General features: G+C 73.0%; 15 protein-coding genes. 6 read left to right on the top strand and 9 right to left on the bottom strand.

Annotation, left to right across the window (positions count from 1 at the left end; all coding sequences use genetic code 11):
• The first annotated feature begins 1,178 nt into the window (after positions 1–1,178).
• Positions 1,179–3,923: a CDP-glycerol glycerophosphotransferase family protein gene (locus tag ACH34R_RS05675; RefSeq protein ID WP_397560212.1), complete on the top strand. Its 2,745-nt coding sequence runs from the start codon at positions 1,179–1,181 to the stop codon at positions 3,921–3,923.
• Complete coding sequence (locus ACH34R_RS05670) at positions 3,920–5,008, top strand: glycosyltransferase (protein WP_397560211.1); 1,089 nt, start codon at positions 3,920–3,922, stop codon at positions 5,006–5,008. Before ACH34R_RS05675 ends, ACH34R_RS05670 begins: the two co-directional genes overlap by 4 nt.
• Before the next feature lie 58 nt (positions 5,009–5,066).
• Here ACH34R_RS05670 and ACH34R_RS05665 read toward each other — a convergent pair whose 3' ends face one another.
• Genes ACH34R_RS05665 through ACH34R_RS05655 form a run of 3 tightly spaced genes read right to left on the bottom strand, consistent with a single transcriptional unit; the run spans position 5,067 to position 8,715 of the window.
• Positions 5,067–6,128: a sulfotransferase family protein gene (locus tag ACH34R_RS05665; RefSeq protein ID WP_397560210.1), complete on the bottom strand. Its 1,062-nt coding sequence runs from the start codon at positions 6,126–6,128 to the stop codon at positions 5,067–5,069.
• A 44-nt stretch (positions 6,129–6,172) separates the two neighbouring features.
• Entirely contained in the window at positions 6,173–7,120 is a 948-nt protein-coding gene (locus ACH34R_RS05660; RefSeq protein WP_397560209.1) for a CDP-alcohol phosphatidyltransferase family protein, read from the bottom strand.
• Positions 7,121–7,161: 41 nt separating this feature from the next.
• Positions 7,162–8,715, bottom strand: coding sequence for a glycosyltransferase family 2 protein (locus ACH34R_RS05655; protein WP_397560208.1), 1,554 nt, complete (start codon positions 8,713–8,715; stop codon positions 7,162–7,164).
• Positions 8,716–8,857: 142 nt separating this feature from the next.
• Between ACH34R_RS05655 and ACH34R_RS05650 the strand changes: the two genes are divergently transcribed.
• Positions 8,858–9,355, top strand: coding sequence for a GNAT family N-acetyltransferase (locus ACH34R_RS05650; protein WP_397560207.1), 498 nt, complete (start codon positions 8,858–8,860; stop codon positions 9,353–9,355).
• Positions 9,352–10,392, top strand: a complete 1,041-nt coding sequence (pseI, locus tag ACH34R_RS05645) for a pseudaminic acid synthase (protein WP_397560206.1) — start codon at positions 9,352–9,354, stop codon at positions 10,390–10,392. The genes ACH34R_RS05650 and pseI overlap by 4 nt, the downstream gene beginning before the upstream one ends.
• A 73-nt stretch (positions 10,393–10,465) precedes the next feature.
• Here the strand turns inward: pseI and ACH34R_RS05640 are convergent, their stop codons facing one another.
• Both ACH34R_RS05640 and ACH34R_RS05635 read right to left on the bottom strand, forming a co-directional pair.
• Positions 10,466–11,428, bottom strand: a complete 963-nt coding sequence (locus tag ACH34R_RS05640) for a PseG/SpsG family protein (RefSeq protein WP_397560205.1) — start codon at positions 11,426–11,428, stop codon at positions 10,466–10,468.
• Entirely contained in the window at positions 11,425–12,156 is a 732-nt protein-coding gene (locus tag ACH34R_RS05635; protein WP_397560204.1) for a cytidylyltransferase domain-containing protein, read from the bottom strand. The genes ACH34R_RS05640 and ACH34R_RS05635 overlap by 4 nt, the downstream gene beginning before the upstream one ends.
• Positions 12,157–12,295: 139 nt before the next feature.
• Here ACH34R_RS05635 and pseB point away from each other — a divergent pair, with 139 nt between their 5' ends.
• Together pseB and ACH34R_RS05625 are read left to right on the top strand one after the other, a co-directional pair.
• Entirely contained in the window at positions 12,296–13,279 is a 984-nt protein-coding gene (gene pseB, locus ACH34R_RS05630) for a UDP-N-acetylglucosamine 4,6-dehydratase (inverting) (RefSeq protein WP_397560203.1), read from the top strand.
• Complete coding sequence (locus ACH34R_RS05625) at positions 13,279–14,403, top strand: aminotransferase class I/II-fold pyridoxal phosphate-dependent enzyme (protein ID WP_397560466.1); 1,125 nt, start codon at positions 13,279–13,281, stop codon at positions 14,401–14,403. Before pseB ends, ACH34R_RS05625 begins: the two co-directional genes overlap by 1 nt.
• On the opposite strand, the gene ACH34R_RS05620 is transcribed toward ACH34R_RS05625, so the two are convergent.
• The 4 genes from ACH34R_RS05620 to ACH34R_RS05605 are packed head-to-tail and all read right to left on the bottom strand — an operon-like array spanning position 14,395 to position 19,944.
• Positions 14,395–15,273, bottom strand: a complete 879-nt coding sequence (locus tag ACH34R_RS05620) for a class I SAM-dependent methyltransferase (RefSeq protein WP_397560202.1) — start codon at positions 15,271–15,273, stop codon at positions 14,395–14,397. The two genes, ACH34R_RS05625 and ACH34R_RS05620, sit on opposite strands and share 9 nt — an antisense overlap.
• Positions 15,270–17,210, bottom strand: coding sequence for a glycosyltransferase family 2 protein (locus tag ACH34R_RS05615; RefSeq protein WP_397560201.1), 1,941 nt, complete (start codon positions 17,208–17,210; stop codon positions 15,270–15,272). The genes ACH34R_RS05620 and ACH34R_RS05615 overlap by 4 nt, the downstream gene beginning before the upstream one ends.
• A 14-nt stretch (positions 17,211–17,224) precedes the next feature.
• Positions 17,225–19,063, bottom strand: a complete 1,839-nt coding sequence (locus tag ACH34R_RS05610) for a hypothetical protein (RefSeq protein ID WP_397560200.1) — start codon at positions 19,061–19,063, stop codon at positions 17,225–17,227.
• Positions 19,060–19,944, bottom strand: coding sequence for a hypothetical protein (locus ACH34R_RS05605; RefSeq protein ID WP_397560199.1), 885 nt, complete (start codon positions 19,942–19,944; stop codon positions 19,060–19,062). Before ACH34R_RS05605 ends, ACH34R_RS05610 begins: the two co-directional genes overlap by 4 nt.
• Positions 19,945–20,047: the final 103 nt, after the last annotated feature.

Below are 20,047 nucleotides of genomic sequence, written 5' to 3'. Positions count from 1 at the left end.
TCGCGAGAGATCAGCGCGTCCTTTTCGGCGGGGTGCCGACAAGCAGCGGCCTCGATCTGGCTCTCAGCCAAGGTCATCCGGCCGAAGGATGCGCCGAGATCGGAGAAATCAACCCTGAGCTGCTTGGAAGCCGCCCGCAGAAGACCAGCGCCCGTGCTCATTGGTCATCCTCCTCAAGGCATGAGCGGGTTGCTCGGTAAGACAGGCGAGGCCAGGCGGCCGTTTCGAGGGCGCGGCCCGCAGACCCGGGCGGGTCGTCGTCGAAGGCGGCCACATCATCGACGGGGGTGTTCGCGGCGGTGGCGTTGAGTTCGCCTGTCCAGGAAGGAGTCGCCCATGGCCCGGACCGTCGGCGAGGCGAGCAGCGGGCAACGGGCAACGGACTTGCCGTACGGGAACCAACACTGGGACCTACGGCACATGATCAGCCCTGGCGTCGGGCGAAGCCGACACAAGGAAGATCGTCCGAGCGACGGCGAGGGCCACGCTCTTGGGCGTGCGGAAGCGCGGGTCCGCCGAAGGCGGGACATCGGGTAAGGCCGACGGGGGCGGTGGAGCCGACCGCCGAACGATGAGCAAGGACGCGCGCTTGGGAAACCTGGACACCAGGGCGCAAGGGCGGGCAGGGGCTTGCCGTACAGGAACCAGTACCGGGACTTACGGCACATGGTCGGCCCCGGCGTCGGGCGAAGCCCGACACAGAAAAGATCGTCCGAGCGGCAGCGAGGGCCACGCCTTTAGGGCCCTTAGCCGCGCGGGAGCACCGGCCCGCCGAGGGCGGGGGTCGGGGTACCGCGGGCGCGGGGTTCTGGAGGTGATGTGGGAACGGTGGGCGAGGACACGCACCCGGGGAAGCCGGGCACCAGAGCGGAAGGTGGGCACAGGGGCGGCGGGCAGGGGGCCTGCCGTACAGGAAACAGCACCGGAGCAAACGGCACGTGATCAGCCCCGGCGTCGGGCGAAGCCCGACACAGAAAAGATCGTCCGAGCGGAGCGAGGGCCTTGGGCCTGTAAGCCCGGACCACGGAGATCATCGGGGCGACAGCGAGGGCCACGCCTTTGGGCTTGTCGGCCCAGCGGATCTGGGCGGGGAAGTATCGGTCAAAGATACGGTCATGCGTGGCGTTGATCGGACAATCCCCCACTTACAGTCACAATAGGGACTTAAGGGGGGTCGCATGCCCGACTGCACTGTGGTCGTCATCACGTACAACGATGCGGGGCGGTTGCCAAGGGCAGTGCGTTCCGTGCTGGACCAGACGTTGCACGGCCTCGAAGTGATCATCGTGGACGACGCCAGCACCGACGACACCCCCCAGGTCGCCGCCGAGCTGTGCGCCCAGGACCCGCGCGTCCGTTTCATCCGCCGCCCCCGCAACAGCGGCGGCTGCGGCGCCCCCCGGAACACCGGAATGGCCCTCGCCACCTCCCCCTACATCATGTTCCTGGACAGCGACGACACCCTCCCCCGGCACACCTGCAAAAGCCTGATCACCGAGATCGAGCGCACCGAGGCCGACTTCGTGACCGGCCAGATCCAGCGCGTCTACGAGTGGAAGCGCAAGCCGCAGCGGTACTTCCCCGACCTCTACCGCCGCCGCGTCGTCGATGGCATCCGCCGCGACCCGGAGATGTTCCTCGACACGTTCGCGACCAACAAGCTCTACCGCACGAGCTTCCTCAAGGAGCATGACCTGCGCTTCGAGGAGCGCATCCATTTCGAGGACCACATCTTCACCGCCCGCCTGTTCTGCGTGACCCGCCGGTTCGCCGTGGTGCCGTGGATCGTGTACGACTGGCGGCGCGCCCCCGACCGCCCCGGCACCGAGAAGTCGATCTCGCAGCGGCTCAGGCAGATGGACAACGTACGCCAGCGGATCCGCGCCGCCTGGGCCTGTGACGTGATCCTGCGGGCCAACGGCTTCACCGACCTGATCCCGGAACGCCAGCGCCGTTTCCTGCGCCAGGACATCCGCGTCTACCTCAACCCGCTGCCCTCCCGCGACCGGGTGTGGGTGAAGGAGTTCGCGTCCGTGGTCCGGCCGTACCTGAGCGAGATCAAGCCCGACGTCTACGCGACCGTCGATCCGCTGACCCGGGTGTGCTGCCGCCTGATCGTCACCGACCGGATCGAGGAGCTGGAGGTCGCGGCCCGCTCGCTGGGCGGGCCCCGGGCCGCGCCCCGCCACGCCGTACAGAACGACGGCCGCACGTACTGGGGCACGACCCCCGACCCCGCGCTCGACATCACCTGCATGCGGATGGCCGAGCTGCCGTTCACCGCGAGCCGCCTGCGCCACGAGGTCACCGAACTCACCGCCAACGGCACCCGCGTCTCCCTGGCGATCAGAACCTACGACCCCTTCGGCGTACTCGACGCCACCCCAGGCTGGCGCGCCGACCTGCGGCTGCGCTCCGGCGCCGTACGCCTGACCCCGGTCGCCCAGGACGACGGCGGCTACCTCTCCGAGGTCACCATCGACCTGGCCAGAACCATGAACAAACCCCTCATAGGCCACGACGGCACCCACGACCCACGGATCGCGATCACCCGCCCGGACGGCCGCAAGACCACCGACGCGCTGCTCGTCGATCCCACCGCGCCGCCGATCCGGGTCCGCGTCCCCGGTCACACGGTCACGCTGCGCCCGGAGGGGCACGCCGCCGTGCTGCGCGTGCGCTGGCGGCGCGAGGGCCTGCGCAAACAGGTACCGAGGCTCGCCCGGGTCGCCCGGCGGGCGATCCGCAGGGCCGGTGACCCCCGCCTGAAGCTGCGCGTCTACAAGGGCCTGATCCACGTCGTGCCGCGCCGCGCCGACCTGGCGATCTTCGAGGCGGACGTCGGCAAGGGCTACACCGGCAACCCCCGCTACATCTACGAGGAGATCCGCAGGCGCAGGCTGCCGATCACGGCGGTGTGGTCGGTGGCGCGGCGGCGGTCCGGCTTCCCCAAGGACGCCACCCTCGTGCGCCGGATGAGCTGGCGCTACGTCTGGACCCTGGCCCGCGCCGCCTACTGGGTGGACAGCCACGGCTTCCCGCTGGACTACCCCAAGCCGCGCGGCACCCGCTACCTGCAGACCTGGCACGGCCAGGGGATCAAGACGATCGGCTACAACGCCCCCGACCTGCGCGGCGACTTCGACGGCCCGCGCGCGCAGTGGGCGGCGGCGGTGGCCCGGTGGGACGCGCTGGTGTCGCCGGGGGCGGAGTTCGAGCGCACGTTCCTGCCGTCCAACCGATACGCGGGGCCGGTGCTGCGGTACGGCTCGCCGCGCTGCGACGTGCTCGCGCACGGCGACCCGGACGCCGCCCGGCGGGTACGCGACCGCCTGGAGATACCGGACGACCGGCGCATCCTGCTCTACGCGCCGACCTATCGCGACCATGCCCGGTACTCGGGCGCGAGCGTCCGGGCCGACCTGGCCGAGCTGGCCGAGGCGCTGGCCGCCGAATGGGTGCTGGTGCTGCGCACGCACCCGGTGGAGCGGTTCGTGGTGCCCCGGCACGTCCGGCACTTCGTACGGCCGGGGGGCTCCTACCCGGAGGTCAACGATCTGATGCTGGCCTCCGACGCGCTCATCACCGACTATTCCTCGCTGATGTGCGACTACGCCGTGACCGGCAAGCCGATGATCTTCATGATCGACGACTGGGCGGAGTACCGGGCGGCGGGGCGCGGCTCGCCCTACGACCTGCCCGCCATCGCGCCCGGTCCGTGCGTGACCACCACGGAGGAGCTGGTGGCGGCGGTGCGGGACCTGGATCGGCTGGCGGCGGGGTTCGCCGCGAAGTACGCGGCGTTCCGCGAGACGTGGTGCGCGGACGAGCGCGGCGAGGCGGCGGCGCGGGTCGTGGACGCCTTTTTCGGAGCGCGCCGCGCGGCCAGGCCGGGCAGGGTCAGGGCGCCGGTGGCGCGGTGAGCGCGCTGGTGTTCGCCTGCCTGGACGCCGACACGCTCGGCGGCATCCAGCGGGTCACGCACACGGTGGCGCAGGGGCTGGCCGGGCGCGGGCACGAGGTGCACGTGATCGGCCTGCACCGGGCGCGCCGGCCGTTCAGGTACGTCGAGCGGCCCCGCTACCGGCGGCACGTGATCCACCGGACGGCGGCCGGGCCGGTGGGGCGGGCCGCGCGCCGCCTGGCCGACCGGCGGCTGCGGGCGCTGTTCCAGCGGATCGGGCCGGGGCATGTCGTGATGACCTCACCGGCCGTGGTGAGCAGGCTGCTGTCCCTGCTGCCGCCCGACTTGTCGGGCATCGGGCACTATCACGGCTCGTTCGAGCACGCCAGGGGCACCTGGCACCTCGGTTCGGTGCGGCGCGACTGGTGGCGGCTGGAGCAGGCGGTCTTCCTCAGCGAGGACGACGCGGGGCTGTTCGCCGAGCACGCCATGCTGCCCAACACCTGGACGCTCGCCAACCCGCTGCCGGGCTGGCCGGGACGTACGGCGGAGCTGTCCGCGCGGCGGGTGCTCGGCGTGGGGCGGCTGGCGGGGGTCAAGCGGTTCGACCGGCTGATCTCGGCGTTCGCGGCGGCCTGCGAGCGGGTGCCCGAGCCGTGGGAGCTGCACCTGATCGGGGAGGGCGAGGAACTGCCCCGGCTGCGCGAGCACGCGCGGGCGGCCGGGGTGGCCGGGCGGGTGGTGTTCCGGGGGCGGGTGTCCTCCCGGGAGTTGGCCGTGGAGTACCTGAACGGTTCGGTGCTCGGGCTGGCCAGTGAGCACGAGGGGGCTCCGCTGACGGTGGCGGAGGCGGCGGCGTTCGGGGTGCCGGCGGTGGCGTTCGACGTGTCGGGCGGGATGCGGTCGCTGGTGGCGTCCGGCCGTACGGGGGTGCTGGTGCCGCCGGGGGACGTGGCGGCGTTCGCCGCCGCGCTGGCGGACCTGATGGGGTCGGCGGGCGAGCGGCGGCGGCTGGGTGCCGCCGCCCGCGCCCACGCGGAGTCCTTCCGGCTGGACCAGGTGCTCGACGGGTGGGAGGCGCTGCTCGCGCATCTCGCCCGTTGACGCAAAGCCCGTGCCGGCCCCCGGCGTTCCCCCAAAATCGCGCCGGGGACAAGGACGTCTACTTGGCGGCCAGCTCCGGCGAGCCGGTGCGCTGCCTGGGCAGTCCGGCCAGGGCGAGCTGCCCGCTGGTGAGCTGCGCGCCGATCGGGTTCGGCTCACGCATCCGGACGAACCGGTCGAAGGTCTTCTTCTTCATCCGGGACAGCTTGCGCCGCGCGGCCACCCGCTCGTAGGCGGCGAGCCGTCCCATCGACGCCTTCTCCGCCCCGGACAGCTCATACCCGTAGGCGGTGAGGCGGTCGGCCAGCACCGTCTCGCACAGCGAGATCTCCCACGGCTCCAGCCGGTGCCGCCAGCTTCCCGAACGCGAGGTGGTGACCTCGCCGTGGGTGCGCGAGTGCCACGTCTTGCGCTCCGGCACCGCCACGTCGGCGATCAGGTGCGGCCGGCACATCGCGGGGTCGAAATCCTCGCCGACGAACTCGCACACGCCCGCAAGCTCGGTCGCCGGGTCCTCGATGAGGTGTTCGTACTGCAGCTCGTAGTAACTGCCCGCGGGCATCCGGTGCGCGCCGTGCCGGGCGAAGTCGATCGCCTCGGCCCAGCCGGACATCGCGCTGTAGACGTTGCCCTTGTACCAGGGCATCTCCTTCAGCGAGGCCACGCAGTCGCGGCCGTCCCTGATCAGGTGGACGAACTGCGCGTCGGGGAAGAGGCGCAGCAGCACCTCGATGTTCTGGAAGTAGGACGGCCGCTTGTCGCCCCACCGGGGCTTGCCGAACCGGCCGGCGTAGGCGCGCAGCACGATGCCGAGCGCGGAGCCGAGCGTGCCGGGGCCGTCCACGATCTGCCTGGTCACCTCCTCGCCGTCGAGCCCGAGCTCGTAGAAGCGGGTCTGGCGGCGGCTGACGACCCAGTGGGCGAGCTTGCGCCGCTGGTCGGGGTCGCGCAGGTCGCCGAAGGTGAGCCTGCGGTGGTAGGCGGCCATCATGAACCGCGTCTCCGGCGGGATCGCGATGTTGGCGTGCGAGTGCATCATGAGCTGGAGCATCGTGGTGCCCGAGCGCGGGCAGCCGATGATGAAGATCGGCCGGTCCGGCCGGGCGGGCTGTGGCTGCATCGAAGTGAATCCCCCGTGTGAAGAACTGTGGAACCTGGTTCGGTTCAGCCGAGCGGCGTGCCGACCCGGCGTTGTTCGCGGGCCGCCCGCCGTTCGGCCTTCTCGGCCTTGACGGCCAGGCGGCGCATCGTCCGTTTGAAGTCGCGGGTGGACATCCAGAGCTTGTAGACCAGGGCGCTCTCGAAGAGCATCAGCAGGCCCCCGGCCACCGCCACCGCGTACGGCACCGCCCCCGGCCCGAGCAGCGGCCCCACGACGAACACCGCCATCTGGTACTCGATCCCGCTGAACAGGTGGGTGCGGATCCGGCGGGCGAGGAGCATGTCCCTGGCCCGGAGGTACCAGGGGAACCGGGACCGGAAGCCGGACTGCAGCCCCTCCTTGGCCCGTTGCCGCAGTTCGACGCCGTACTCCTCGTGCTCTTCCGGCTCCTCCCCCGGCTTTTCCGCCGGCCTCTCCGCCGAGGTGGACTCCCCGGCGGCGGCCATGGCCGCGACCAGGCGCTCCCGCATCGCCCTGCGGACCTTGGCCATGTGCGGCCCGTTGAGGTACCGGAACAGGTCGAAGGCGATGATCACCGCCGCCAGGTAGGCGGCCTCGATCCTGCCGGTCTGCCGGTAGAGGCCGTACGACAGCGCGAACGAGCACATCACCAGGCGGACCTGGTCCAGGCTGAAGTCCAGCCAGAGCCCGAACGTCGTGCCGTTGCCCTTCAGCCGGGCCAGCTTGCCGTCCACGCAGTCGGCGATGAACCCCAGGTGGAAGAACAGCGCGCCGAGGGCCAGGGACCCCCAGTCCCCCGCGCTGAAGCAGAGCGCGGCGCAGACGCCGAGCACGAACGCCAGCCCGGTCACCTGGTTCGGCGTGATCGACGTACGGCCCGCCGCCCAGCGCACCAGACGGCAGGCGATCGGGTCCACCAACAACACGGTCCACCAGGCGTCGCGTGCCTTGCATGCGGCACGCACATCCGCGAGCGAGTACGTCGTCATGACAGACAGCATGATGAGATCGGGCGTTGCGTCACTGGAGCCTAGCCACCTCGGGAAACTGTCCTGGCCGAGTCTTTACCGGCCTCTTGGGCAGCACCCCCCGCTTCACGGCGGACTCTCCGGATACGGCACGGACCCGCCGGACGGCTCTCCTCCACCGCCAAGGGCGCGTCGGGGTCGCCGTCCCTGGCCATCAGGCGGACCTTGCGGACCCGCCCGCGCCGCCGCAGGCCGCCGGGCACGACGACCTCGACGTGCAGCCGCCAAGGGCCCTCGCCGTCGGCCAGCGCGGCCGGGTTCACCTCGGCGGAGAACCGCCCGCCGGGTTCGGTGGCGTAGTCGATCGGGATCTGGGCCCTGGTGCCGATCTCCACCAGCCACAGCCGCAGGTCGGTGCGGGAGTTCTCGACGGGGGTGATGTAGGCGAACCCGTCCAGGCGCAGCCGGCCGTCGCGATATTCGGCGCGTTCGACGCGTGCCCGCAGCGCGATCTCGTCGGTCACGTCGAAGACGTCGGGCGGCAGTTTGCGGGTGCGGTCGCCGAAGTAGGGGTAGGCGGCGTACCAGCGGTAGCTCCTGCGGCCCCGGCGCACGACGTGGGCCTGGGCGGTGCGGCCCTCGTGGCGGGCCCGGCGTACCTCGGCGAGTTCGTCCACCATGCGCTGGCGCAGCAGGTGCAGCTCCAGCCGCCGTACGGCGGGCAGCTCCCGCACCGCCTCCTCGCGCAGGCCGCCGGCGAACGGCGCGGCCAGGTCCAGCAGCCGGGCCCGCGCGTCGGGGTCCTCGGCGGCGGTGACGGCGGCGGCGACGATGCCGAGGTCCCAGGTGGCGATCATGCCGTCCAGCGCGGGGCGCAGGCCGGGCGCGTGCTCGTCCAGGAACTCCTGGACGGCGTGCAGCGCGGCGACGCGCTGGGCGACATTGGCCGGCTCCGAGCGGCGCTGGGTGATCGAACCGCCGCCCTCCTCGCGCTCCCGCCACAGGTAGACGATGTCGGGCAGCAGGTCCACCCGGGAGGCGTGGACGTGCGCCGCGATGGCCACGGGCGCGTCCTCGTACAGCCCGGCGGGGAACGCCAGGCCGTGCTCGGTCCAGAACGAGCGGCGGTAGACCTTGTTCCAGACGGTACGGTCCCGCATCAAGCTCTGATATCTGGTGATGTGGGTGCGCTGCCGGATACGCCGGAACAATCGGGCGTGCAACGGTGAGGGCGCCTCGCCCTCCGAGGTGATCCGCCGCACGCCGCCGCAGGCGATGTCCGATCCGGTGGCCTCCAGGCTGTCCACCAGCGCCCGGTAGGCGTCGGGGGGCACGACGTCGTCGGCGTCGGCGAAGGCGAGGTACCTGCCGGTGGCCAGGCCGATGCCGAGATTCCGCGCCGGGCCCGGCCCCTGGTTGGCGCAGCGGACGAGCGTGAACCGGGAATCCCTGGCCGCGTATCCCTTGGCGATCGCGTCGCATCCGTCGAGCGAGCCGTCGTCCACCATGACGACCTCGATGGAGGTCAGGCTCTGGGCCGCCAGGGACGCCAGGCACTCCTCAAGATAGTCCGCCACGTCGTGGAACGGCACGATGACACTGAGCAATGGTTCCATGGCTGCCACGATGCCGTCCGCTGCCGATGGTCGCCGCGCTCACTACCGGGCGCTGACCTCTCCTTTGCGCAAGCCTTTGCCGGTCGTCACCGGCCGTTCTCGCTACTCTCTGTCATAGATCTGTTGCGAAAGGTGAGCGATCATGCTGAGAGCGGCCGAGGAGCGCGACCTGGAGACCGTGCGCCGGTGGCGCAACCACCCGCTGGTGCGGGAGGCCAGCTTCACCACCCACGAGATCCTGCCCGCCGAGCACGCCCGCTGGTGGGCCGGGGTGCGCGACGACCCGGCCCGCCGGGTGCTGATCTACGGCGACGACCCGCCGAGGGGGGTGGTGACCTTCAGCGGGCTGGGCGGGTTCGACCGTTCGGCGAGCTGGGGGTTCTACCTGGACCTCGCGGGCCTGGAGCAGGACGGCGGCCTGCTGCGCGCGTGGGTGGGGATCGAGCGGGCGGCCCTCGGCCACGCCTTCGGCGCGCTCGGCCTGCTCACCCTGCGCGGCGAGGTGCTGGCCGCCAACACGGCGGTACGCGAGCTGCACCGGAGGTTCGGCTTCACCGAGACCTCCGTCTACCACCGCGAGATCGGCGGCGTGTCCCGCGAGGTCGTCGCGATCCGCCTGGACCGGGAGGACGCGCGATGAAGATAGCCGGCCGGCCGATCGACGCCGAGCACCCGCCGTTCGTGGTGGCGGAGATGTCCGGCAACCACAACGGCGACCTGGACCGCGCCCTGGCCATCGTGGACGCGGTGGCCGAGGCGGGGGCGCACGCCGTGAAGCTCCAGACCTACCGCCCCGACACCATCACCGTCGACTGCGACCTGCCCGCCTTCCGCATCGGCGAGGGACACGAGCTGTGGGGCGGGCAGACCCTCTACCGGCTCTATGAGGGCGCGCACACGCCGTGGGAGTGGCACGAGCCGATCTTCCGGCGGGCCAGGGAGCGCGGGCTGATCGCGTTCTCCTCGCCGTTCGACGCCACGGCGGTGGCACTACTGGAGTCGCTGGACACGGCGGCCTACAAGATCGCCTCATCGGAGATCGTCGATCTGCCGCTGATCGAGCGGTGCGCGGCCACCGGCCGGCCGCTGATCATCTCGACCGGCATGGCGAGCGCGGGCGAGATCGACGCGGCGGTGACGGCGGCGCGCGGAGCGGGCTGCGCCGAGCCCGCCGTACTCGGCTGCACGGCGTCCTACCCGGCCCCGCCCGAGCACAGCGACCTGCGCGCGCTGCCCCTGCTGCGCGACCTGACCGGGGCGGTGGTCGGGCTGTCGGACCACACGCCGGGCATCGGCGCGGCGGTGGCGGCGGTGGCGCTCGGGGCGTGCCTGATCGAAAAGCACGTCACGCTGTCGCGGTCCGACGGCGGGGTGGACGCGGCGTTCTCGCTGGAGCCGGGCGAGCTGGCCGCGCTGGTGGCCGAGAGCGAGCGGGCCTGGCAGGCGCTCGGCCGGGCGCGCATCGGGCCGCGGCCCAGCGAGCGGGAGGGGCTGCGCTTCCGGCGTTCGCTGTACGTGGTGGCCGACGTGAGCGCGGGCGAGCCGGTCACCGACCGCAACGTGCGGTCCATCCGCCCGGCGGGCGGGCTGCCCCCGCACGCGATCCCGCTGGTGATCGGCCGCACGTTCACCCGCGACGCCCCCGCGGGCACCCCGCTCACCTGGGACCTCGTGTGATGGCTCGCGGATGCGGGCGAGGCCGTCAGACGGCCGCGCCGACCCCCCTTGACCTGGGACCTCGTGTGAGCGGTCAGCGGATGCGGGCGAGGGCGTCGGCGACGCGTTCGCGGCCGAGGCCGTCCACGACGCGACGGCCGCGCCTGGCGTACCGGGCGCGCCTGGCGGGCTCGGCCAGCAGCTCGCGCAGCGCGGGCACCGCCGAGGACGGGTCGTTGCCCGCGCCGAGGCCCGCGGCCAGGCCGCGTTTGGTGACCCCGTGGTAGCCGAGCAACTGGTTGTCGCGCACCCAGGTCAGCGCGGTGGGCACGCCCAGGTAGAGCAGCTCCCACACGGTCGTGCCGGCCGCGGTGATGACCAGGTCGGCCTGCGCCATCAGCCGGGGCAGCTCGTCGGTCGGCGGCAGCACCGAGATCGGCAGGCCGGGCGGCGGCACGACCGTCTCCGGGGCGATCACCGTGGCCGAGAACGGCACGCCGGTCGCGGCCAGCGCGTCCAGCCAGCCCATCGTCACGCCGGTGGCGTCGGTGCCGCCGAAGAAGCACAGCACGTGCGGGATGCCCCCGGCGGGCACCGACCGGTGCCTGCGCACCTCATCGCGCAGCAGCACGTAACGGGTGCCGGCCAGCACGGGCAGCCCGGCGTGCCGGTCTTCGGCGCCGAGGTTCTGGTCGAGGTAGAGGTCGGCGGACTGCCCCCGGGTGTCGCCGTCGATGATCGCCAGGACCGGGATGCCCGCCCGGCGCAGTGCCATCCCGGTCTCCGGGGCGAGGTCGTAGGAGTCGAGCACGACCGCGTCGAGATCGAGGCACGCGGCCTGCGAGCCCAGGGCCTCCGCGCCCGGCCTGGCCGGGAGCAGCGGCAGGCCGCGGCGTTCGAGCTGGGCCGCGGCCCAGGGCAGGCCGCCCACATCGCCGAGGAACAGCACTTCGGTGCCGCGGGCCGAGAGCTCCTCGGCCAGCGCAACGCAGCGCACCAGGTGCCCGACGCCGACCCCGGGGCCGGCGTCGCAGCGCACGCCCACCCGCCCGTTCACGCCTCCTGCAACGCCTTCTGCCGCACGTGGGCGTTGATCCGGGCGATCTCCGGCCGGTCGCGCAGCCAGCGCACCAGCGCGCCGACCGGCGTCGGGGCGTCGCCGGTGTGCCCGGCGACCGCCTCGATGAGCCGCCAGTCGTCCTCGGTGTCGAGGGTGACCCGCAGGTCGGCGGCCGGCGGCGGGTAGCTCAGGCCGAGCACCTTGAAGCGCTCGGCGTGGGTGTAGACGTAGGAGGTGACATGCGCGCGGTGGTGACCTTCGGCGAGTTCGTCGGCCGCCTCGAACGCGGCGCGCCCGACGATCTCCACGTCGGTGCCGCGCGGCAGCGTGCCGCACAGGCCGGTGCCGAGGTAGTCGAGCCCGGGCACCGCCCGGTAGACGCGCGCGGCGTCGGCGATCAGGCCCGGGTCGAGCAGCGGGCAGTCGGCGGTGAACCTCATCACCGCCCCGGCCGGCCGCCGTTCGCGCAACACGCCCGCGAACCTGCCGAGCACGTCATCGACGGGCCCGCGGTGGCAGGGCGCGCCGAGCCGCGCGCACTCCGCCACCACGGCGTCGTCGGCGGGCTCGGTCGTGGTGGCCACCACGAGGTCGTCGAGGACGCCCGACGAGCGCGCCGCCCTGACCACCCAGCCGAGCACCGACCGCCCGGAAAGCTCCCGCAGGACCTTGCCGGGGAGCCGGGTGGACCCCATACGAGCTTGGACGATCCCGATAATACGCACCGTTGCCCCATTCCCCCGTGTGACAGTGAGTGCCTATCCGGTCGCGCTATGCTACCGGCTCGACCGGACCAGAGCATCCGGCTGTCCGCAAAACAGGGGCTTCAAAAACACGGGCTTCAGAACACGGGGGAAGCAAGACGTGAGCGTTCTGACGGGATCATCGATCCTGATCACAGGGGGGACAGGCTCGTTCGGCAAGGAGTTCATCCGCTACGCCCTCGCCCGCCTCGCGCCCCGCCGCCTGGTGGTCTTCTCCAGGGACGAGCTGAAACAGTACGAGGCCCGTCAGCGGTTCGGCGACGACGAGCGGCTGCGCTGGTTCATCGGCGACGTGCGCGACCGGGATCGGCTGCTGCGCGCCATGCACGGCATCGACCACGTGGTCCACGCCGCCGCGCTCAAGCAGGTCGACACGGCCGAGTACAACCCGTTCGAGTACGTCCGCACCAACGTGGGCGGCTCCCAGAACGTCGTGGAGGCCGCGATCGACGCGGGGGTGCGCAAGGTCGTGGCGCTGTCCACCGACAAGGCGTCCAGCCCGATCAACCTCTACGGCGCGACCAAGCTGGTCGCCGACAAGCTGTTCGTCTCGGCCAACCACTACGCCGCCGGGCACCCCACGCGGTTCGCCGTGGTCCGCTACGGCAACGTGGTGGGCAGCCGGGGTTCGGTCGTGCCGTTCTTCCAGCGGCTGGCCAGGGAGGGCGGCAGCATCCCGCTCACCGACAAGCGGATGACCCGGTTCTGGATCACCCTGCCGCAGGCGGTGCGGTTCGTCGTGGAGTCCTTCGACATGATGCAGGGCGGCGAGCTGTACGTGCCCCGCATCCCCAGCATGCGGCTCACCGACCTGGCCGAGGCGCTGGCACCGGACAGCCCGACCTACGAGATCGGCATCCGGCCGGGCGAGAAGCTGCACGAGGAGATGATCGCCCCCGACGACGGCCGCCGCACGCTGCGCCTGGCCGACCGCTACGTGGTGCTGCCGACCATCGCGACCTGGGGATACGTGCCGCCGCAGGCGGGCGAGACGCTGCCGGAGGGCTTCTCCTACCGCTCCGACGGCAACGACCAGTGGCTGACGGTCGCCCAGTTGCGCGAGATGGTCGCGGCGGGGTCGTGATGCTCCCCTACGGCAGGCAGTCCATCGACGGCGACGACGTACGGGCCGTCTGTGAGGTGCTGAGCGGCGACTGGCTGACCACCGGGCCGCAGGTGGCCGCGTTCGAGGCCGAGCTGGCCCGGTGGGCCGGCGGGGTGCCGTGCGTGAGCGTCACCTCCGGTACGGCGGCGCTGCACACCGCCTACGTCGCGGCCGGGATCGGGCCGGGCGATGAGGTGGTGACCTCGCCACTGACGTTCGTGGCCACGGCCTCCACCGCGACCCTGCTCGGGGCCCAGGTGGTGTTCGCCGACGTCGAACCGGACACCGCGAACCTCGACCCGGCCGCCGCGCACGCCGCGACGACCGCCCGGACCAAGGTCGTCACCGCGGTCGACTACGCCGGCCACCCGGCCGACTACGACGCCCTGCGCAAGGTCACCGACGCGGCGGGGGCGCTGCTGGTGGCCGACGCGGCGCACGCGATCGGCTCGCGCTACCGCGACCGCCCGGTGGGGTCGCTGGCCGACCTCACCACGTTCTCGTTCTTCCCGACCAAGACGGTGACCACGGCCGAGGGCGGCGCGGTGGCCGCGACCGACCCGCGCAGGCTGGAGGCCGCCGCCCGGTTCCGCAACCACGGGCTGGTGCGTGACCGGGAGCTGCTGCGCCACCCCGACGAGGGCGGCTGGCACCAGGAGGTCGTGACGTTCGGGCTCAACTACCGGCTGCCCGACGTGCTGTGCGCGCTCGGCGTGAACCAGCTTCGCCGACTGCCGGCCTTCCGGGCGCGCCGCGCCGCGCTGGTGGCCCGGTACGACGCCGTGCTCGGCGGGCTGGACGGGCTGGCGACCCCGGCGCGCCGGGCGTACGCCGACCCGGCCTGGCACCTCTACCCGGTGCGGGTGCGCGGCGGGCGCAGGCGCGAGGTGTACGACCGGATGCGCGCGGCGGGCATCGGCGTGCAGGTCAACTACATCCCGGCCTACTGGCACCCGGTCTACGAAGACCTCGGCTACCGGCGCGGGATGTGCCCGCACGCCGAGGCGTACTACGCCGAGCAGCTCTCGCTGCCGCTGTATCCCGGCCTGACCGACGCCGACCAGGACCGCGTGCTGGCGGAGCTGCTGGCGATCCTAACGTGACCTGCGCCGCCGCAGCCTGCGGCGCAGCGGCTTGGGCAGCATCCGCAGCAGCCGGCGGTGCAGCGGCCGGCGGCGCTTGCGCCGCACCTTGCCGGTGTTCCAGCGCGGGGCCACCGGCCCGGGGTCGGCGGGCTCGGCGGGCAGCGGGAGGGTCTGCTCCCGCTCCTCCTCCTCGGCGGGCTCGGGCACCTGCTCGGGCTCGGGCCTGCGGTCCAGGTGGACCACGGTACGCCCGGCCACCTGCTCGGCGTGCGAGGCCCACTCGTCGGCACGGCCGCCCAGCCACCGGGTCAGCTCCTCCTGCACCGCCCCGGCGTCCCCCCAGGTGCCGTAGAACTTCTGCGGGGTCAGGCAGATCGGCCGCAGACCGTGGGCGGTGACCGCCTCCCAGACGGCGGCGGCGATGCCCGGCGCGCCCTCGAAGCGGTAGTCGTCCACCGCCACGATGCCCTCGGGCAGCAGCAGTTTGCGGGCCGCGGCGAGATCGTCGCGGACGTCCTCGTACGCGCGGGAGGCGGCCAGGTGGGCGAACCTGCACGAGTCGGGCTCGACGTGGTCCAGGATGACGGCGGCCGGTCCCTGCACGATCTCCGGCAGCCGCTGGTGGAAGGCCAGGTAGTTGGCCTCGAACCCGCCGCGCAGCGCCTCCGGCTCGAACGGGTCGCACACCACGAACCGCTCCTCCTCGCGGCGGTGGCGGCCGATCAGGATGGCGCTGCGGCCCTGGCCCGCGCCCAGCTCCAGCAGGTGGCCGGGGGTGAAGAAGCGGCCCTGGTAGCCGAGCAGCCAGTCGAAGACGCGCATGTCGGTCTCGGTGAGCCGGCCGGGTACGTTTTCCAGCGTCCAGGGCGCCGCGGGCAGTGCGGTCATCGCTGATCGATCCTTTCTCTGAGAACAAGGTTGCAGTTGCCGGACCGCGTCACCACGAACCGGCGGCGGTCGGCCTCCCCCTCGACGTGCTCGGCGGAGTCGAAGGCGAGCGGCACGGTCCGGGCGTCGCGGTGGCGCAGCGCGAACCGCCAGGCCGGGCCCGCGCCGATGCCGGTCAGCGGGATATCGGCGGTGAACCGGCACATCCCGGCCCGCACCCGGCCCACCTCGGCGGGGAAGGCGACCTCCTTGCCGCCCGTGGCGTCGTCCTGGGGCAGCAGGGCGACCTCGGCGCGCGGCGGAACGTCCGCGCGGACCCAGCCGGAGATCGTCAGCCCGGCCCTGCCGGGGACGCAGCGGGTCACCGCCGCCCCGGCGCAGCGGACGCGCAGCCGCAGGCGGCGGTGGTTGCCGACGCACGGGATGATCCACAGACCCGCGCCGAGCCGCAGCGGGCCCTTGCCGAAGACCGGGTCGGAGGCGGGGGCGGTGAGCCCGGCGGACAGGGTCAGGCCGTGGCCCGCAAGCTCGGCGCGGATCTGCCAGGCGCCCTCGGCCTTGGGGCCGTCGGCGAGCGGCAGGGCGCGGCCGACGTCCAGGTCGAAGCCGATCCCCTCGGCGTCGGCGGTGATGCCCGCGGCCTCGGCGTACTCCCGCGCGCCGGGCGCGAGCCGCCACTGCCCGAGCGGTACGGCCCGCCCGTCGCGCCCGCCCTGGCGCAGCGCCAGCTTCAGCCTGGCCCCCGCCAGGTCGTCGAGCGCCGCGCCGGGGAGCCAGATCCGGCCGTGGGCGCGCAGCCCGCCCGCCTGGAAGGACAGCCGTTCCACGCTGCCGCGCAGCCGAAGTTCGCCGGTGACGTCGTGGGTGTCGGCGGGCAGCCGGCGGTCGCCGCGCAGCGGGTAGTCGGCGTACCAGCGGCGGCGGGTCACCCCGCCCGGCCGTACCCGGACCTCTGTGGCCGCCTCCCGCTCCGCGAAGGCGAGCGCCGAGCGAAGCTCGGGGATCATCCTGCGGTGCAGCAGCCGCAGCCGCAGCCGGGTCAGCGCGGGCACGGCCCGCCAGGTGGTCTCGTCCACGCCGTCCAGGTAGCCGCAGGCCAGGTCGAGCAGCCGGTCCAGGTCGGGCCCGGTGAGCAGGGCGGCGGCCTCGGCGGCGACCAGCAGGTCGATCTCCATGGACTCGGCGTCCAGCGGCGGCTTCAGCTCCGGGGCGTGCTCGGCGAGGAACGCGGCGGTCTCGGCGACCGACAGCAGCCGGTCGCGGACGTTGTCCGGCTCCAGGCGGCGCTGGGTGATCGAGCCGCCGCCGTCCTCGCGTTCGCGCCAGTGGTAGACGGGCTCGGCGTGTACGTCCACCCGGCCGGCGAGCACGTGCGCGGGGATCATCACCGGCTGGTCCTCGTACATCCTGGCCGGGAACGACAGCCCGCGGGCGTCCCAGAACGCGCGGCGGAAGACCTTGTTCCAGGCCATCCGGTCACGGACCAGGCCGGGGTGCTCGGTGATGTGCGTGCGCGGCAGGGTCCGGGCGAACGCCTCGCGATGCGCCCAGGACTGCGTCAGCCGGCCGTCCTTGAGCCGCCGCACGTTGCCGCAGGCCAGGTCGGAGCCGGTGCGTTCCAGTGAGCCGACGAGCAGGTCGTAGGCGCCGGGCGGCACCACGTCGTCGCTGTCGGCGAAGGCCAGGTAGCGGCCGGTGGCGTCGGCCGCCCCCGTGTCGCGGGCCGGGCCGAGACCGGCGTTGGGCCGGGTCAGCACCCGAAACCGCGGGTCGCGGGCCGCCCAGGCGGCGGCCACCCCGGCGCTGCCGTCGGCGGAGCCGTCGTCCACGCAGATCACCTCCAGGTCGGTGAGGGTCTGCGCGGCGATCGAGGCCAGGCAGGCGTCGATGTACTTCTCGACGTTGTAGAACGGGACGACGACGGACAAGAGCGGCACGTCGATACTCCTCCTCAGCCTCGCCTCACCAGGCGGGCACCGGTTCGCAGCGGCCAGGTGACGCCTCGGACGGCGCGATGCGCGAAGGTCTTGCGCAGGGCGGCCACCTTCTTCCTGGTCCTGCGCAGCTTGCGGCGCATCCGGCGCAGTTCGCGCTCGCGGCCGGTCAGCTTGACCTCCAGCCGGTCGATCCTGGCCTGCGCGGCGGTCAGCGTCTCGCGCATCCGCTCGCGGGCGGCCAGCACCTCCCGGTAGGTCTCGGGCGGGCCGGCGACCGGGCCGGCGGCGCCGAGTGTGCGGGCGATGTCGGCGTCCAGCGCCCTGGCCTCGGCCAGGTCGTCGGCATCGTACGGCAGGGCGCACAGCGCGAGCAGGGTGCCGGTGAGCCGTTCGGCGTCGAGGTCCCAGGGCCAGGGGTGGTGGTGGCCGCCGGACAGCAGCCCGTCGGCGAACCGCCACACCAGCCGGGTCAACGCCACCGGGACCGGCACCGGACCGGCCAGCGACCAGCTCGGGTCGATCCGGTGGACGCGGTCGCCGTCCCAGGTCAGGTCGTCGGTGGTGACGAAGGCCAGGTCACCGGGGAGCATGCCGCGCTCGGCGCGCGCGGCCAGCTCTCCGGTCACGGCGCGCAGCGTCCGGCGTACCTGCTTGACGTCGTCAAAGGCACAGGCCGCGCGCAGTACCTCGGTCAGCGGGCTCCCCGGCGGCAACGGCCCGTCCAGCGCGGCGGGATCACGCCGCACCCGCTCCAGCCCGACCGCCGCATCCGCCGGCAACCCCCGCCGCCACCAGATGCCGAGGTCCGGGTCATGGGTCAGCTCGCAGACCCTGATCCACGGCTCCTCGCAGACCGTGTCCTCCACCAGCACGGCGGGCGCGGGCTCAAGGCCCCCGGTGGGTCCGGGGGTTTCGGGGGGGCGGTGGGCGAAGGTGATCCAGAGGGGGGCGAGGCGGGCGGCCAGGCCGTGCCGGAACGCCTTGGCCACCAGGCGCGCGGGGTCGGCGATCGGGCGGCCGTCGCGGGCCGGGCGGGCGCAGGCGGTGATCAGGGCCTCGGGCGGCGCGACGCCGCCGGTCAGCAGCTCGGCCGGGAGCAGAACGCGCGGATCGGCGGCCGTGGGGAAGGCCGCGTAGCCGGCCCCGGCGGCGAGCCCCTGCGCGGCCAGCTCATCGGCCGTGGCGGCCAGGCTCACCGGGGCGGTCGGGTCGGACCCGGGCGGGAACCAGTCGCCGTCGCCCCGGGCGTACGGGGCGGCCTCGACGAACGCGTCGATCCCGAGGTCGTTGCGGTCGGCCAGGACCAGCGTGCCACCGGGCGCGACCAGCCGGGCGACGTCGGCGAGCGTGTCGCGCCAGGTCTGGGCGGGCACGTCGGCGGGGTGGACCCGGCCGAGCCCGTCGAGGGCGCAGACCATGTCGAACGGCGGCAGGTCGGGCAGCTTGTCCAGCCGCCCGCAGTAGACCGTGAACCCCGGCCGCCCGGCGTGGGCCCGCCCGAGGCGGCAGGCGTCGGGGTAGGAGCGGAGCACCACGGCCACCGTGCCCGCACGACCGGCCACCCACGAGACGAAGTCCGCCGGATGCGGGCCGATCAACAGCACGCTCCCGTCCCCGGGGGCCAGCCGGCGGATCAGCTCCCGCACGGCATGCCCCCGCCGCACCCGAACCGCCCCATCCCCCGGATGCCCCGGACGGTATCGGCCCAGGGGATCCGGACGTTCCTCCTGCCCCAAGCGCTCCGAACCGTCGCGGTGCCCCGGGTGGTTTGGGTGGGTGTCGGACCAGAGGAGCATTTCGCCGCCGATCAGGCGGACGTTGGGCGGGGTGTCGTGGTCCAGGTGGGCGGTCATGCGCATCTCTCCCGTTCGACGACCAGCAGGCCGCGGTGGTGGGTGACGCGGCGGCCGGTGTCCCAGCCGAACAGGGCGCGTAGTTCTTCCGGGCCGGTGATGTGGGCGAAGCCGAGTTCGTGGTCGGCGATGTCGCGGGCGGTGCGGGCGTCGACCGAGAAGCCGTGCAGTTCCGGCCACTGCCGCAGGCGGCGGGACGTGCCGCCGTACTCGGGGCGCTCCTCCGCGAGGGTCATCGGGTCGCCGTAGACGGCGACCTCGCAGCCGACGGACGCGCCGTAGAAGATGGCGCTGGTGAGCCGGTTGGAGGCGACACGCCGGTGGCGGCGGAGTTCGGTGAGCTGGCGGCGGAGAAAGTCGCGGCCTTTGGCCTCCCACCGGGAACCCCGCTCCCCATGACAGATAACCCGGAAGCCCGCCTTTTCGTACCATTTCCGGATTTCAGGGTTGCGGTATTCGAGCCAGTACAGGCACACCGTCACCGGCCCCGTCTCGACGCTTCTGATCTCGTCCACCAGCCGGGCGTGGTCGCCGTGCACGGCGTGCTTCTCCCAGCCGTGGAACGGGTACCAGATCGTGCCCTCGCGCACCGGTGTCCGGCCCAGATCAGGCTCCATCGTCAGCAGGTACGCCCACGGCGAGCCGATCACGTAGTGCCCGCGCCGCCCCATCGACCAGCCGCGCCGGGCCAGCGCCTGCGACCACACGAACCGCGGGTATCCCGGCGTGCACCAGCGGTCGTTCGGCGGGAACCCGTGCAGGTAGTTCCAGCCGTGCTGCACGAAGCCCCGGATGCGCGGTACATGGTGCTGCCCCCGGCTGATCCCACAGTATTTCGCGAATATCCGTGAATGCCCGTACCAATGATTGGACTCGTCCATCACTCCCCCAAGCGCGTGAACGGCGCTGCCACGCCGCCACGACCATGGCAGCCCGCCACTCGCGGCGCGGCGCCCTATACGCTTCCATTACCTTGAGGAGAAA

The organism is Spongiactinospora sp. 9N601 (assembly GCF_044326295.1).
In the GTDB taxonomy this organism is placed as follows: Bacteria; Actinomycetota; Actinomycetes; order Streptosporangiales; family Streptosporangiaceae; genus Spongiactinospora; species Spongiactinospora gelatinilytica.
The sequence above is the reverse complement of the archived record's forward strand: the minus strand, read 5'-3'. Positions and strand labels throughout refer to the sequence as shown.